Annotated in this window: 13 protein-coding genes; 10 read left to right on the top strand and 3 right to left on the bottom strand. The window is 67.0% G+C overall.

The features are described 5' to 3' along the window. Positions 1-84: 84 nt before the first annotated feature. The 4 genes from WKB25_RS11080 (at position 85) to WKB25_RS11065 (ending at position 4,233) form a co-directional block, all read left to right on the top strand. Complete coding sequence (locus WKB25_RS11080; protein ID WP_005412278.1) at positions 85-279, top strand: hemin uptake protein HemP; 195 nt, start codon at positions 85-87, stop codon at positions 277-279. A gap of 152 nt (positions 280-431) precedes the next feature. Further along, positions 432-2,618 carry a TonB-dependent hemoglobin/transferrin/lactoferrin family receptor gene (locus WKB25_RS11075; protein ID WP_340570623.1) on the top strand — a complete coding sequence of 729 codons (2,187 nt, stop codon included), beginning with the start codon at positions 432-434 and terminating at the stop codon, positions 2,616-2,618. Between the two features lie 4 nt (positions 2,619-2,622). Continuing rightward, positions 2,623-3,225: a Hemin transport protein gene (locus WKB25_RS11070; protein ID WP_340570622.1), complete on the top strand. Its 603-nt coding sequence runs from the start codon at positions 2,623-2,625 to the stop codon at positions 3,223-3,225. 72 nt (positions 3,226-3,297) lie between these two features. Further along, the gene (locus tag WKB25_RS11065; RefSeq protein ID WP_340570620.1) at positions 3,298-4,233 is read left to right on the top strand and encodes a DUF6607 family protein; all 936 of its coding nucleotides are present in this window, start codon (positions 3,298-3,300) and stop codon (positions 4,231-4,233) included. A gap of 166 nt (positions 4,234-4,399) precedes the next feature. Here the strand turns inward: WKB25_RS11065 and WKB25_RS11060 are convergent, their stop codons facing one another. Next, positions 4,400-6,913: an FtsX-like permease family protein gene (locus tag WKB25_RS11060; protein ID WP_340570618.1), complete on the bottom strand. Its 2,514-nt coding sequence runs from the start codon at positions 6,911-6,913 to the stop codon at positions 4,400-4,402. Continuing rightward, the gene (locus tag WKB25_RS11055; RefSeq protein ID WP_340570715.1) at positions 6,910-7,557 is read right to left on the bottom strand and encodes an ATP-binding cassette domain-containing protein; all 648 of its coding nucleotides are present in this window, start codon (positions 7,555-7,557) and stop codon (positions 6,910-6,912) included. Before WKB25_RS11055 ends, WKB25_RS11060 begins: the two co-directional genes overlap by 4 nt. 75 nt (positions 7,558-7,632) lie before the next feature. Between WKB25_RS11055 and WKB25_RS11050 the strand changes: the two genes are divergently transcribed. The 3 genes from WKB25_RS11050 (at position 7,633) to WKB25_RS11040 (ending at position 10,506) form a co-directional block, all read left to right on the top strand. Further along, the gene (locus tag WKB25_RS11050) at positions 7,633-8,280 is read left to right on the top strand and encodes an arylesterase (protein WP_340570617.1); all 648 of its coding nucleotides are present in this window, start codon (positions 7,633-7,635) and stop codon (positions 8,278-8,280) included. Between the two features lie 90 nt (positions 8,281-8,370). Continuing rightward, positions 8,371-9,084, top strand: coding sequence for a response regulator transcription factor (locus tag WKB25_RS11045; RefSeq protein ID WP_002811889.1), 714 nt, complete (start codon positions 8,371-8,373; stop codon positions 9,082-9,084). A 150-nt stretch (positions 9,085-9,234) separates the two neighbouring features. After that, the gene (locus WKB25_RS11040; protein ID WP_340570614.1) at positions 9,235-10,506 is read left to right on the top strand and encodes a HAMP domain-containing sensor histidine kinase; all 1,272 of its coding nucleotides are present in this window, start codon (positions 9,235-9,237) and stop codon (positions 10,504-10,506) included. 294 nt (positions 10,507-10,800) lie between these two features. On the opposite strand, the gene WKB25_RS11035 is transcribed toward WKB25_RS11040, so the two are convergent. After that, positions 10,801-11,499 (bottom strand): SGNH/GDSL hydrolase family protein, encoded by a 699-nt coding sequence (locus WKB25_RS11035; protein WP_340570613.1) that lies wholly within the window; start codon positions 11,497-11,499, stop codon positions 10,801-10,803. 223 nt (positions 11,500-11,722) lie between these two features. Here WKB25_RS11035 and WKB25_RS11030 point away from each other — a divergent pair, with 223 nt between their 5' ends. The 3 genes from WKB25_RS11030 (at position 11,723) to WKB25_RS11020 (ending at position 14,280) form a co-directional block, all read left to right on the top strand. Continuing rightward, positions 11,723-12,118 (top strand): diacylglycerol kinase, encoded by a 396-nt coding sequence (locus WKB25_RS11030; protein WP_340570611.1) that lies wholly within the window; start codon positions 11,723-11,725, stop codon positions 12,116-12,118. A 33-nt stretch (positions 12,119-12,151) separates the two neighbouring features. Next, a complete protein-coding gene (locus WKB25_RS11025) occupies positions 12,152-12,901 on the top strand; it encodes a TerC family protein (RefSeq protein ID WP_340570609.1) in 750 nt (249 codons plus the stop codon). Positions 12,902-13,119: 218 nt separating this feature from the next. Further along, positions 13,120-14,280 (top strand): MFS transporter, encoded by a 1,161-nt coding sequence (locus WKB25_RS11020; protein WP_340570606.1) that lies wholly within the window; start codon positions 13,120-13,122, stop codon positions 14,278-14,280. Positions 14,281-14,312: the final 32 nt, after the last annotated feature.

The following is a 14,312-nucleotide window of genomic DNA, read 5'->3' as shown; positions in this document are numbered from 1 at the left end:
CATCAATTAAGTTGAGAATGATTGTTGATTGTCAACTGAGAATCATTATCATTTAACTCGTCCCTCGCACGAGTCCAGATGCTCATGAATGCTCAACCTGTACTGCTGCGCCCCGAAACGCTGACCCTCCGCGACCGCCCGGTTCGTGTCGTGCCGCCGGAAGAGGTCATCGACAGCGAAGCCCTGCTCAAGGGCCGTCGCGAAATCCTGATCCAGCACGGTGACCGTTTCTACCGTCTGCGTCATACCAGCAACGACAAGCTGATCCTGACCAAGTAACGCGGTCTGGTCGCCCGCCTCCCTCCCTCCTGTCGGCCGCGCCGGCAGGGTGGGCGACCCGTCCGCTCCTGCTCTCTCCCCCTCGGTCTACCGTTCATGCCTGTTTGGCGTGGCAGTGGCCGGGGGTTCCCCTGCCTGACCGAACGATGCCGATGACCCGCCCGACTGCCCTTTCCATTGCCCTGTGGATGGCCCTGCCGCTGTCCGCCCATGCTGCTGCCGACGCCGCGCCCGACGCGCGCGAGTTCGATCGTGTGCAGGTCACCGCCACCCGTACCGAACGTGCGGTCAGCGATGTCGCTGCCACCGTCGATGTGATCGACCGCGAGCAGATGGACCGGCAGCTGGTGCAGGACATCAAGGATCTGGTGCGCTACGAGCCGGGCCTGTCGGTCAGCCGTAGTGCCACCCGCTTCGGCATCGGCAGCATCCGCATCCGCGGCCTGGACGGCAACCGTGTGCGCATCCAGACCGATGGCATCGCCATGCCGACCAGCTTCAACATCGGCTCGTTCTCCAACGCCAACCGCAACTTCACCGACCTGGACACGCTCAAGCGCGTGGAGATCGTGCGTGGACCGGCCAGCTCGCTGTACGGCTCGGACGCACTCGGCGGCGTGGTTGCCTTCGTCACCAAGGACCCGGCCGATTACCTGAAGGATGGCAAGGACAGCTACGTCGGCCTGAAGTTCGGCTACGACGGCGAGTGGAAAGGCCTGATCGGCGGCGTCACCAGCGCCTTTGGTGGCGAGCACTGGAGCGGCATGGTCAACATCAACCACCGCCAGGGCCAGGAAACCGACAACAAGGGCGATGTGCGCAGCAACGACAACACGCGCACCGCGGCCAACCCGCAGGACCGTGATGGTCGCAGCGGCCTGGCCAAGCTGGTCTATGCGCCCAGCGAAGACCAGCGTTTCCGCCTGACCGTGGAAGGCAACGAAGACAACACCGATACCAACGTGCTGTCCTCGATCGACCGCACCACCACCACCGGCATGAAGGCGCGCGACACGCAGAACCGCACCCGCGTGTCCTTCGCCCACGAGATGGATGCGCTGGACAAGGGCTTCGCCGACAGCCTGCACTGGCAGGTCTACACGCAGGACAGCGAAACCAGGCAGCGCACCAATGAAGCGCGCGCCAACGGCAGCACCCGCCATCGCGAGTTCAGTTTCGACCAGCGCGTGTACGGTCTGCAGGCAGTGTTCAACAAGGCCTTCAGCACCGGCAGCGTCGAACACGCGCTGACCTATGGCTTCGATGGCGCCCGCACCGAGATCCGCCAGAAGCGGGATGGCTACCAGGTCAGCAACCGTGGCGTGGTCAGCACGACGATCCTGCCCGACGCGTTCCCCGTACGCGATTTCCCGATCAGCAAGACCACCGAGCTGGGCCTGTACGCGCAGGATGAAATGCGCCTGGCCGATGGCAAGCTGTCGCTGGTGCCGGGTGTGCGCGTGGACCGCTACGAACTGAAGCCGGACGTGGACAGCATCTTCGCCGAGGACAATCCCGGCGTGGCCGTGTCGGAGCTGAAGAAGACCAGCGTGTCGCCGAAGTTCGGCCTGGTCTATCGCTTCACCGACGAGTGGTCGCTGTTTGCCGGTTACTCGCGTGGTTTCCGCTCGCCGCCGTACAACGACGTCAACCTCGGCTTCACCAACTTCGCTTTCGGCTACACCGCCATTCCCAATCCGGACCTGAAGCCGGAAACCAGCGATGGTGTCGAACTGGGCCTGCGATTCCTGTCGCCAGCGGCGTACGTGAGCCTGAGCGGTTACTACAACGACTACAAGGACTTCATCGAGTCGCAGACGCTGGTGGGGACCAACGCGCAGGGCCTGATGGTGTTCCAGTCGCGCAACATCGCCGACGCGCGCATCTACGGTGCCGAACTGAAGGCCGGTGTCGACTTCGGCCAGATCAGCCCGGCGCTGCAGGGTTGGGCGCTGCGCAGTGCGGTGGCGTGGTCGCGCGGCGACAACAAGACCGCCGATGTGCCGCTGGATTCGGTCGATCCGATGCGCGGCACCGTCGGCCTGATGTATGACACCGATACCTGGGGCGTCGAACTGGCCGGCACCTTCGTCAAGCGCAAGGACCGTGTGGCCTCGACCACCATCTATCGCCCGGCCGGCTATGGCGTGGCCGACCTGATGGCGCACTGGAACTTCGCCCCGGGCGCCACCTTCAACGTCGGTGTCTTCAACCTGGGTGACAAGCGTTACATCGACTGGTCCAACGTCGGCTCGACCCTGTCGGCCACCAGCACCGTTCTGGACCGCTATACCAGCCCCGGCCGCACCCTGTCGGCCAGCCTTGCCGTGTCCTGGTGATCCCATGAGCCGAGCCCTGTCCGCACGTCGCCTGCCGTCCTCCCTGTCGCGTTCGTCGCTGCGGGCCTGGCCTGCGCCGGCGCAGCTGGCAGCGCTCGGCACCGTGTTGTGCCTGTACCACGCCGATGGCAACGAGCTTGGCGGTTGGCGCCAGGCGGTATCGGTGCATGCCTGCCAGGGCGTGGACAGCGAGGGCCTGCGCGAAAGCCTGTGCTTCCTCGATGCTCGCGGCCGCTGCGTGTGGCGCCTGTACCTGTTGCCGGACAGCGATTTCCTGGCCTGGGACCGGCTGGTGGCGACGCTGCCGCCCGGTCCTTCGCACGAAGCCGATGGCAGCGTCGGCGAGCGCCTGTGGCGGCGCCTGGCCGGGCACCTGGGCGGCCAGCGCTGGCGCCTGTGCACATTGCGCCTGCACGCCGCTGACGAGGGCCGCACGCTCGCTGCCAGCCTGTCCACGTTGTCGTCGCTGGGTGCCGCCACCGCGCGCCGGATCGCGCGCATGGAAGGCGCCGAAGGCGAGCTGGCGATCGACGACTGTTGTTGTGCCGATGCCGCACGCCGGCCCGCCGCGCGCGCCCCCGGCGACCTGCCACTGGTCCGCCTGTGACCTGATTGCGATGGATCGACTGCTGGCCAGGATGGCCTTTCCACGAAACCTGCAACCCCGAAGGAAGACCCGATGAAGTTCCAGACAGCCAGCGTGATGGTGCTGCTCGCCGCCAGTGGCGCCGCCAACGCGCAGCCCTCCGACATCGCCCGCGACCACGACAGCATCCTGGCCATGCAGGGTGAGTACGCGGTGGATTTCGCCTTTGATGAGACCGTGCTGCTGAAGCCGGGTTACGAGCGCGCGCCGGCCATGCGCAGCGGCGGCAACGAAGTGGTGATCGTGGTCGAGGACACGCCGAAGCGCATCGTGCTGCAGCACCTGCTGCTGGACGAGAAGAGCGGCCACGTGACCAAGCACTGGCGGCAGGACTGGGTGTATGAAGCGCCGAACCGCTTCGAGTTCAGCGCCGACCAGACCTGGCAGGTGCGCACGATCGCGGCCGCAACCAACCAGGGCGCCTGGACCCAGTGCGTGTACGAAGTCAGCGATGCACCGCGCTACTGCGGCACCGGCACGTGGACCTACGGCAACAACGTGCCGACCTGGACCAGCGACATCAGCTGGCGCCCGCTGCCACGCCGCGAGTACACCAAGCGCAGCGATTACAACGCGCTGGCCGTGGTCAACCGCCACACGCTGACCCCGAACGGCTGGACCCACGAGCAGTTCAACACCAAGGTGCAGCGCAACGCCGATGGCAGCCAGGTCGAAATCGCCCGCGAATTCGGCTTCAACGACTACATCAGGACCACCGAGGTCGACTTCACTCCCGCACGTGATTATTGGAAGGCCACTGCCGGTTACTGGAGCAAGGTGCGCCAGCGTTGGGACGGCTTTCTGACCCAGGCCCCGGGCGTGCACCTGAAGACCAAGCTCGATGGCATGGCGATGATCATCCCGTTGTTCACCCAGGCCGAGGATGTGCAGGCCGGCAAGAAGGTGAAGGACAAGCAGATCGACGACGTCTTCGCCAAGTACGTGGAAAAGGCGCCGAAGGAAGGTTGATCGGCACGGCGGGTGCCGGGCTTGTGCACGCTCTGGTGGGTGCCGAGCTTGCTCGGCGCTGTATCCACGCATGGCGTGGATCTACTGGCATGCGCGGCGTGGATCTACTGGGGCTATCGCTAGTAGATCCACGCCATGCGTGGATGCCTTTGCTTTCACAACGGCGTCAGGTCTCGCGCAATGCCAATGCCGGTGGCGTGTGCAGGATCCGACGGGTGCCCAACCAGCCGGCCAGCAGGCTCAGGCCAATGCCGAGCAGGCCGCCCAACACAAGGCCCGGCCACGGCGGCAGCAGCGGCAGCTCGAACACCTTCTGCGACACCGCCACGCCGATCACTGCTGCCGCGCCCACCGCCAGCAACGCCGCCAAGGCGCCCAGCGCACCGAACTCGACCAGTACCGCGCCACGCAGCTGGCGCCGCGTTGCACCCAGCGTGCGCAGCACCGCGCTGTCATAGCGGCGCTCGCCAGCCGTCGCCTGCAGCGCCGCCAGCAGCACCAGCACGCCGGCCAGCAGGCTGAACACCATCACCAGCTGCACCGCCTGTGCCACCCGTTCCATCACATCGCGCACCTGCGAGATCACCGCATCCACGTCCAGCAGCGACAGGTTCGGCTGCCCACGCACCAGGGCCCCGAGACCCGCCGCCTGTCCCGCCGGCAGGTGGAACGCCGACAGCAGGTTGTGCGGTGTATCGCCCACTGCGTTCGGGTTCAACAGCACGAAGAAGTTCGGCCGGAAGGTGTTCCAGTCGGCCTTGCGCACGCTGGTGACGCTGAACTCGCGCTCCTGCTCGCCCACTGCAATGGTGATGCGGTCGCCCGGGTACACGCCGTAGCGCTTGGCCCAGCCGATCTCCACCGAGGCCTCGGCAGCGGTGCTGTCCGGCGTCCAGAACGTGCCGTTGAGCAGCGTATTGGCCGGCGGGAACGTGCTGCGCCAACTGAAGTTCAGCGGACGGTTCTCGTCATCGTCGTCGCGCTGGCCTTCGCCCTGCGGCTGACTGTCGTCGGCCGGCGTGCGGTCCACCCGCAGCGGTGGTTTGCCGTTGATTGCGATCAGGCGGCCGGTGGCCATCGGTTCGATGCTGGCATCATCCGCACCCAGGCCCTGCAGTGCGGCCAGCACGCTGTCGCGCTGCTCGGGCTGGATGTTGATCAGGAAGTAGTTCGGCGTGTCCGCGGGCAGGCGCTCGCGCCACTGCTGCAGCAGGCCGGGGCCGATCACCGCCAGCAACAGCAGGGCGCACAGCGACAGAGACAGCCCCACCAGCTGCATCACCGCCAGCATCCGCCGCCGCGTCAGCGCGGCCAGGCCCAAGCGCCAGTTGCCATGCAGACGATGCTGCAGGCCACGCAGCAACTGCAGCAGCAGGAACCCGACCACGCCTGCGGCGACCGCCAGCCCGGCCAGCCCACCCAGCACCCACAGGGCCAGCTTCAGATCGCCGGTGACCTGCACCGCCAGTACCAGGCTGGCCGCCAGTGCGGCCACATAGGCCAGAAGCGAAGCAGGCGGCAAGGCGGCGAACGAGCGGTTGAGCACACGCATGGGCGGCACGCCACGCAGGCGCAGCAGCGGCGGCAGTCCGAAGCCGAACAGCAGCAACAGGCCGATGCCCGCGCCGGTCAGCGCAGGCATCGCTTCGGGCAGCGGCAGGCGTTGCGGCACCAGGCTACCCAGCACCTGTACCAGCCCTTCCTGCGCCGCCATGCCCAGGCCGATGCCGATCGCACAGGCCGGCACGGCCAGCATCAGCAGCTGCAGGGCCAGGCCGGCCAGGATGTCGCGCTGGCGTGCACCCAGGCAGCGCAGGATCGCCACCTGGTCGATGCGACGCAGGGCGAACCGGTTGGCTGCCAGTGCGGTGGCCACGCCAGCCAGCAGTACCGCCAGCAGTGCGCTCAGGCCGAGGAAACGACCGGCCAGATCGAAGGCCTGGCGCACACCGCGCTGGGTATCGTTCACGCTGAGCAGGCGCATGCCCTTCACCTGCGGCAGCAGCCATTGCCGGAATGCAGCGATGTCGGTGGCCGGGCCGGCGAACATCAGCCGATAATTGATGCGGCTGCCGGGGCCGAGCAGGCCGGTGCCTTCCACATCGGCACGGTTGACCAGCAGGGTCGGCGACAGCGTCAGCAGGTCGCCGCCGGCGTCGGGCTCGGATTCGATGATGCCGGCAATGCGCAGCGTGCCTGCACCGAATTCCAGATCGTCGCCGGCCTTCAGCCCCAGCGCCTGCAGCAGGCGCGGATCGGCATAGGCCTGGCCCTTGGCCGGCATCCCGGCATCGGCGATCAGCGCGCCGCCGGGCGTGGCGCGCACGCGCAGCGCCCCACGCAGCGGGTAGCCTGCTTCCACGGCCTTGATGCTGGCCATCTGGCTGGCATCGCCCTGGAACAACACGCTGCCGAAGCTGGCCAGCCGCGTGTGCGCCAGGCCGCGTCGCTGCGCCTCCTCGGCGAACGCGGCAGGCGGGTCATCGCGCCCTGCCACGCCGAGGTCGCCGCCGAGCATTTCCGCGGCGCTGCCGGTCAGGGCCAGGTTGACCCGGTTGACCAGTGTGCCCACCGCCGTCATCACCGCCACGCCCAGTACCAGGGCGGCGAAGACGGTCAGCAGGTCACCGGCCAGGGCTTCGCGGCGCAGCGCGCGCCACGCATGCCGCAGCAGGTTCATGCGTCCACTCCATGTTCCACCGGCAGCAGGCGGCCGTTGTCGATGCGATGGATGTACTGGCAGCGCTGCGCCAGGCGCAGGTCGTGGGTGACCAGCACCAGGGTGGTACCGCTGCCGGCGTTGAGTTCGAACAGCAGATCGCTGATGTGCTGGCCGGTGGCCTGGTCCAGCGAGCCGGTGGGCTCATCGGCGAACAGGATGCGCGGGCGGCTGACGAACGCGCGGGCGAGGGCCACCCGCTGCTGCTCGCCGCCGGACAGCTGCCGCGGATAGTGGCGGGCGCGGTGCGAGAGCCCTACCGCAGCCAGCACTTCATCCACCCGCGTGCGGTCCTCGCGCCCGGCCAGTTCCAGCGGCAGCGCGATGTTCTCGGCCGCCGTCAGCGCCGGCAGCAGATGGAAGCTCTGGAACACGAAGCCGACGTCTCGCGCGCGCAGCTGTGCACGGGCTTCTTCGTCCAATGCCGTCAGATACTGGCCCGCCAGCGTGATGCGGCCCCGGCTGGGCAGGTCCAGCCCGGCCAGCAGGCCGAGCAGGGTGGTCTTGCCGGAACCGGAGGCGCCGACGATGGCCACGCTGGTGCCTTCATGGACGGTCAGGGTGATGTTGTCCAGTATGTGGACTTCACCCTCCGGGCCATGCACGGATTTGCCGACCTGGTCGACGGCGATGGCGACGGGCGCGCTGCGGGGGGACAGGCTGTCGATGAGGAGACTCCAATGCAAAAGACGGGATGGAGCCGGCAAGCCGGCGCAATGATGCTGCTGTTGCTAGGGTTGCTGCTGTTGCCGGCACTGGCGTGTGCCAAAGGTCCGGCCACCGGTACCGTGCTGGTGCTCGGTGACAGCCTCAGTGCCGCCCACAATATCCCGGTCGATGCAGGCTGGGTCAGCCTGCTGCAGCAGCGGGTCAGGCAGCAGTCGAAAACCCCGCCGCGCATCGTCAACGCCAGCATGAGCGGGGAAACCACCGCCGGCGCGCTGACCCGCCTGCCGGGCCTGCTCGCGCGGGAGAAGCCCACGGTGGTGGTGGTCGCCCTCGGCGGCAATGATGCGCTGCGCGGCCTGACTCCGGCGCAGGTGCAGGGCAACCTGGAAAAAATGGTGCAGGCCAGCCAGAAGGCCGGTGCCAAGGTGCTGCTGCTGGGCATCGACGTGCCGCCCAACTATGGGCCCGGCTACCGCCAGCGCCTGGCGGCGGCGTACCGGGCACTGGCCACGCAGTACAAGGTACCGTTGCTGCCATTCCTGCTGGAAGGCGTGGCCCTGCAGCCGGGATTGATGCAGGCCGATGGCCTGCACCCCACCGCGCAGGCGCAGCCGAAAGTGCTGGACAACGTATGGCCGCTGCTGAAACCGCTGCTGTGAGCACGCCATCTTCTTTTCAGTGACGCAACTTCACATCGCGTGCACCGTCGATCGGGCATGTTTCACAAAGCTGAAGAAAAAGGGATTCTCATGCGTCAGACGAAGGAGACTTCCGGCTTGGTGCTGGTAGTCGAAGACAACCGCAACATCTCCGAGATGATCGGGGAGTACCTGGAAGGCCGTGGCTTCGAGGTGGACTATGCGCAGGATGGCCTGGACGGCTACCGTCTGGCTGCCGAGAACAGCTACGACGTGGTCGTGCTGGACCTGATGCTGCCGCGACTGGATGGCATCGAAGTGTGCCGCCGGCTGCGCAACGATGCGCGCAAGTCGACCCCGGTGCTGATGCTGACCGCGCGTGACACGCTGGACGACAAGCTCACCGGCCTCGGTTTTGGTGCCGATGATTACCTGACCAAGCCGTTCGCGATCCAGGAACTGGAAGCCCGCCTGCGCGCGCTGATCCGCCGTGAACGTCGCCAGGTCGGTTCGGAAGTGCTCAAGGTCGCCGACCTGGTGCTCGATCCGGTCAGCATGCGTGCCACGCGTGCCGGCACCGAGCTGCAGCTGTCGCCGATCGGCCTGCGCCTGCTGACCATCCTGATGCGCGAATCGCCGCGTGTGGTCACACGCCAGGAAATCGAGCGCGAGATCTGGGGCAACGGCCTGCCTGATTCGGACACGTTGCGCAGCCACCTGTACAACCTGCGCAAGATCATCGACAAGCCGTTCGACCGGCCGCTGCTGCACACCGTGCAGAGCGCGGGCTATCGCATCGCCGATATCGCCCAGCCGATGGCCTGATCAACGTCGTGCCGGTGTTGCAGCAGAACCGGCACGGCTGTGGTCGGCAGGGAAGGGGGGAACGTTCCGGATGCCCGGTCGTCATCGTCCATGCACGATCACGGCACAGCGCGCTGCCTATAATCGCAGCGCTCTGACCGGGACATCGCAATGCCGCACGGCCTGCCGCGCAAGATCCGTATCGCCTTCATCCTGCAAGCCGTGCTGGCCAGCCTGGGTATCCTGCTGGGCGCCTGGCTGGTTTCGCTGGTGATCAAGCACAGCCTGGTCGGTGCTGCCCTGCGCGAAGAAGCGGCGTACTACTGGACGCTGCACGAGGCCTCGCCCGTGCAGCCGCCACCCAATACCCAGAACATCCGTGGCTACCTGCTGGAGCGCGGGCAATCGAGCCTGTCGTTGCCCGCCAACCTGCGCACGTTGGAACCGGGTTTCCACGAACTGCCCGACGACGATCAGCTGGTGCTGGTCGACGCCCGTGAGGAGGGCCGCCTGTACCTGGTGTTCATGCGCTCGCGCGCAGAGATGCTGGCGTTCTGGTTCGGCATCGTGCCGGTGCTGCTGACCCTGCTGGCGGTGTATGGCGCCTCCTGGATCACCTACCGCGCGTCCAAACGCCTGGTGTCACCGGTGAACTGGCTGGCGCGGCGCGTCTCGCGCTGGGATCCGGGCCATCCGGAAGCGGCCGATCTGGAACCGAACAAGCTGCCCGCAGACATGCAGGGCGAGACCCGGCAACTGGCAGCGGCGCTGCATTCGCTGGCCAACCGGGTCACTGCGCACGTGGCACGCGAGCGCAACTTCACCCGAGATGCCAGCCATGAACTGCGTACGCCGCTGACCGTCATCCGGGTGGCCAGCGACATGGCACTGGGCGATGAAAGCCTGGAGCCGCGCCTGCGCCGCAGCCTGCAGCGCATCCAGCGTGCCGGGCGGGACATGGAAGCGGTGATCGATGCGTTCCTGATCCTGGCCCGCGAGGCCGACGTCGAGCCGCAGGTGGAACTGTTCGACGTCAACGACATCGTCCGTTACGAAGTGGACAACGCCAATGAACTGCTGGTGGGCCGGCCGCTGGCGGTGCACCTGCACAGTGACGCGGCCGTGCAGCTGCATGCACCGCCCCGGGTGCTGCAGGTGGTGGTCAGCAACCTGGTGCGCAACGCCTGCAGCTACACCGACGAAGGTCGCATCGACGTGCACGTGCACAACGACCGGGTGGTGGTAAGCGATACCGGCATCGGCATGTCCGCCGACGCGCTGTCGCGTGCGTTCGAGCCGTTCTATCGTGCTGATCCCAGCCGTCCGCAGGGTACGGGCCTGGGCCTGTCGATCGTGCGTCGCCTGTGTGAACGCTTCGGCTGGAAGGTCAGCTTGACCAGCGAGCTGGGCAAGGGCACCGAGGCGACGGTGGTTTTCCGCTGAGGGCCGGGCTGCACCCGGCACCCGCGGTAGTGCCGGCCGCTGGCCGGCAACCTCAACTTCAAGAGCAACAGCGGGCATTCCGTGGGATGGCGGGTTCCCGCCGCTGTTGGTAGGTGTCGACCTTGGTCGACACGTAGATCCACGCCATGCGTGGATAGAGCCAGTAGATCCACGCCATGCGTGGATAGAGCCAGTAGATCCACGCCATGCGTGGATAGAGCCAGTAGATCCACGCCACGCGTGGATGGAGCTTTTCCGGTAGTGCCGGCCGCTGGCCGGCAACCCCGGCATCACTCAGTTGCAGTTGACCTTCGGCGCCAGCGCCTTGGTCCAGATCGCATAGCCGGCCGGGGTCATGTGCAGCATGTCCTCGCGGAACAACGAGGCATCGGGCTGGCCATCGGCCCCGAGCATCGGTGTGTAGATGTCGGTGTAGCCGGTGTTGGGCAGCTTCGCCAGCGCAGCCTTGATCTTCTCGTTGGCGTCGTTGATCGCCGGTAGCAGGTGCGCCCGCGACGGGCTGGGCTTGATGGAGACGTACTCCACCTTCGTCTTCGGCAGGTCGCGATGCACGCGTTGCACGAAGGCCACCACGTCGTCGCGTACCTGGGTCGCGCTGCGGCCGCTGTTGAGGTCGTTGTCGCCGGCGTAGAAGAACACCTTGCACGGCGCGTACGGCACGATGGCCTGACCGGCGTACCAGGTGCTGTCGCGTACTTCCGAACCACCGAAACCGCGGTTGAACACCGGTTGCCCCGGGAAGTCCTGGGCCAGGCTGTCCCACATGCGGAAGGACGAGCTGCCAATGAATTCGATGCCGCCGCGCGGCGGCGGATTGGTGCGGTCGGCGCTGGCGAAGGACGCCATGTCGGCGGCCCAGGCCACGTTGGAGACCTGCGCGGGTACCTGCGGCGGCGCCGGCGGGCTCAGGGCCTGGGCCAGCGGCGCGGCCAGCAGGCCAAGCAGGATCAGGCAGGTGCGGGGACGGGTCATCGGGCACTCCGGCAGGGCAGGGGGCATCCATCATAGAAGCTGGCCTGGCCCCGCGCTTGGCCGTGCTGGGCCGTTCGCGGGGCCTCCCGGCGGGGCTTCCGGGCTGCCATTGCCGCCCTTGTGGCAAAATGGGGGCCGTCTGCCTATCCCTGTGCACCCATGATTCCCTGCCGTGCGTCTGAGCGGTCGCTGCGCCGCGCCCCTGTTGCTGGATGCTTCACCCGTGGCTGATCAGTTCGGCCACATGCCCCGCGGTCCGCGCCGTATCTTCCAGGCCGCCCGCTGGTCCTGGCAGGGCCTGCGAGCTGCCTGGCTGCATGAGTCCTCGTTCCGGCTGGAGGTCTACCTGCTGGTGCTGCTGGCGCCGCTGGCGATCTGGCTGGGCCAGACACCGGTGGAGCGCGCGCTGATGATCGGCTCGATGCTGCTGGTGCTGGCGATGGAGCTGGCCAACTCGGCCATCGAGGCGGTGATCGAACGCTATGGCGCGGAAATCCATGAACTGGCCGGCCGCGCCAAGGACATGGGCTCGGCGGCAGTGTTCGTGCTGATGATGAACGTGCTGCTGTGCTGGGCCCTGGTGCTGGTGCCGCGGTTGTTCCCGGCCAGCGTCGGCTGATCCTTCTTCCTCCCCCCTTGTTGAAGACTTCCCATGTCCCTTGAGTTTCTCGCCGATCCGAACGTCTGGTTGACCCTGTTCACTCTGAGCGCGCTGGAGATCGTGCTCGGCATCGACAACCTGGTGTTCATCTCCATCGCCGTCAGCAAGCTGCCCGAGAACCGCCGCCCGTTCGCGCGCCGCCTCGGCATCGCGGTGGCCTGCATCACCCGCATCGGCCTGCTGGTGTCGCTGGCGTACCTGGCGCACATGCAGGCGAACCTGTTCACCGTGGCCGGCATGGGCATTTCCATCCGCGACCTGGTGCTGATCGTCGGTGGCCTGTTCCTGATCATCAAGGGCTGGATGGAGATCAAGGAGATGATCACCGGTGGCGAGGACGAGGACCCGACCACCACCAAGACCTCGGCCGTGTTCGGCTACGTGATCGCGCAGATCGCGATCATCGACATCGTGTTCTCGCTGGACTCGGTGATCACCGCCGTCGGCATCGCCGACCACGTGCCGGTGATGGTCGCTGCGATCCTGCTGTCGGTGGCGGTGATGCTGCTGGCGGCCAACCCGCTGGGCCGTTTCATCGATGCCAACCCGACCGTGAAGATGCTGGCCCTGGCCTTCATCCTGCTGATCGGTGCGGTGCTGATCCTGGACGGCCTGGACGTGCACGTGCCCAAGCCCTACATCTACGCCGCGATGGGCTTCTCGGTGCTGGTGGAGTGGCTGAACCTGCTGATGCGCCGCCGCGCACGCGAACACCACGTGCCGGGTGCCGGCGACTGGTAAGCATTACCCCGAACCCCCGGCCAGCGCCGGGGGTTCTGCTTTCCGGGCGCCGCTGCGCTCGCCGGGCATGGCCCGGCGCTACCCGGTTGGCCGACCTGCCCGCCACTTGTGAACTGGGATCAACACTGTTTTCCCGCGTGGAGGCTTACTCCCCGCCGGCAAAGCGCGCAGGCTACGCGCTCATTTTCCACAGGGCCTGCCCCACGCAGGCAACCCCCATGAATTCCAGAGCCGCATTGCTGGCACTCGCCGTCGGCGCCTTCGCCATTGGCACCACCGAGTTCACCCCGATGGGCCTGTTGCCGGTCATCGCCAGCGGAGTGGGGGCCAGCATCCCCACTGCCGGCATGCTGATCACCGCCTATGCGGTGGGCGTGATGCTGGGCGCGCCGGTGATGACCCTGCTGATGGGGCGGTTCGGCAAGCGCACCGCGCTGATGCTGCTGATGTCGATCTTCGTGGTCGGCAACGTGCTGTCGGCGCTGGCCCCGAACTACGGCCTGCTGTTGCTGTCGCGGCTGGTGACCAGCCTCAATCACGGCGCGTTCTTCGGCATCGGCGCGGTGGTCGCCGCCAGTCTGGTGCCGAAGGACAAGCAGGCGGCGGCGGTGGCAACGATGTTCATGGGCCTGACCATCGCCAACATCGGTGGCGTGCCGCTGGCGACCTGGGTCGGCCAGCAGCTGGGGTGGCGCCTGGCCTTTGCCGGCACTGCCGTACTCGGCGTGGTGGCGATCACCGCGTTGGCGATGGCACTGCCGGCTTCCGCAGCGGGTACACGCCCGGATGTCCGACGTGAACTGAAATCGATCATGCAGCCGCAGGTACTGCTGGCGATGGCGACCACGGTGCTGGGCGCAGGTGCGATGTTCACCCTCTACACCTACGTGGCGCCGGTGTTGACCGAGCTGACCGGTGCCTCGAATGCCTTCATTGCGTTGTCGCTGGCACTGATCGGTATTGGTTTCACCATTGGCAACGGCATCGGCGGACGCATGGCCGACTGGTCGCTGGACGGTTCGACCCGCATCCTGCTGGCGGTTCTGGCGGCGCTGATGTTCGTGCTGCCATTGGCCTTCATGAGCCACGCGACCGCAGCGCTTGGCGTGTTGCTGTTCGGTGCAGCGACCTTCGCCATCGTGCCGCCGCTGCAGATCCGGGTGATGCAGGCAGCCAGCGAGGCGCCGGGACTGGCGTCGTCGATCAATGTTGGTGCGTTCAACCTCGGCAATGCACTGGGCGCGGCGCTGGGTGGTGCGGTGATCAGCCTGGGGCTGGGCTACGCGGCGATTCCGGTGGCCGGTGGCCTGCTGGCGGCATCGGCGCTGCTGCTGGCGTGGCTGGGGCGTGCGCGCGCGCCGGTGGCTGAGGCTTGCTGAGGGGTTTGGCAGCAGGGCTGCGCCCTGCACCC

The sequence above is a fragment of the Stenotrophomonas sp. G106K1 genome, from assembly GCF_037969685.1.
Taxonomy (GTDB): Bacteria; Pseudomonadota; Gammaproteobacteria; order Xanthomonadales; family Xanthomonadaceae; genus Stenotrophomonas; species Stenotrophomonas lactitubi.
This window is presented reverse-complemented; position numbering and strand designations above follow the sequence as displayed.

What these genes read in the sequence shown, in the direction of transcription:
- WKB25_RS11080 (WP_005412278.1), top strand. Translation starts at nt 85, where the DNA reads ATGAATGCTCAACCTGTACTGCTGCGCCCCGAAACGCTGACCCTCCGC.
- WKB25_RS11075 (WP_340570623.1), top strand. Translation starts at nt 432, where the DNA reads ATGACCCGCCCGACTGCCCTTTCCATTGCCCTGTGGATGGCCCTGCCG.
- WKB25_RS11070 (WP_340570622.1), top strand. Translation starts at nt 2,623, where the DNA reads ATGAGCCGAGCCCTGTCCGCACGTCGCCTGCCGTCCTCCCTGTCGCGT.
- WKB25_RS11065 (WP_340570620.1), top strand. Translation starts at nt 3,298, where the DNA reads ATGAAGTTCCAGACAGCCAGCGTGATGGTGCTGCTCGCCGCCAGTGGC.
- WKB25_RS11060 (WP_340570618.1), bottom strand. Translation starts at nt 6,913, where the DNA reads ATGAACCTGCTGCGGCATGCGTGGCGCGCGCTGCGCCGCGAAGCCCTG.
- WKB25_RS11050 (WP_340570617.1), top strand. Translation starts at nt 7,633, where the DNA reads ATGCAAAAGACGGGATGGAGCCGGCAAGCCGGCGCAATGATGCTGCTG.
- WKB25_RS11045 (WP_002811889.1), top strand. Translation starts at nt 8,371, where the DNA reads ATGCGTCAGACGAAGGAGACTTCCGGCTTGGTGCTGGTAGTCGAAGAC.
- WKB25_RS11040 (WP_340570614.1), top strand. Translation starts at nt 9,235, where the DNA reads ATGCCGCACGGCCTGCCGCGCAAGATCCGTATCGCCTTCATCCTGCAA.
- WKB25_RS11035 (WP_340570613.1), bottom strand. Translation starts at nt 11,499, where the DNA reads ATGACCCGTCCCCGCACCTGCCTGATCCTGCTTGGCCTGCTGGCCGCG.
- WKB25_RS11025 (WP_340570609.1), top strand. Translation starts at nt 12,152, where the DNA reads ATGTCCCTTGAGTTTCTCGCCGATCCGAACGTCTGGTTGACCCTGTTC.
- WKB25_RS11020 (WP_340570606.1), top strand. Translation starts at nt 13,120, where the DNA reads ATGAATTCCAGAGCCGCATTGCTGGCACTCGCCGTCGGCGCCTTCGCC.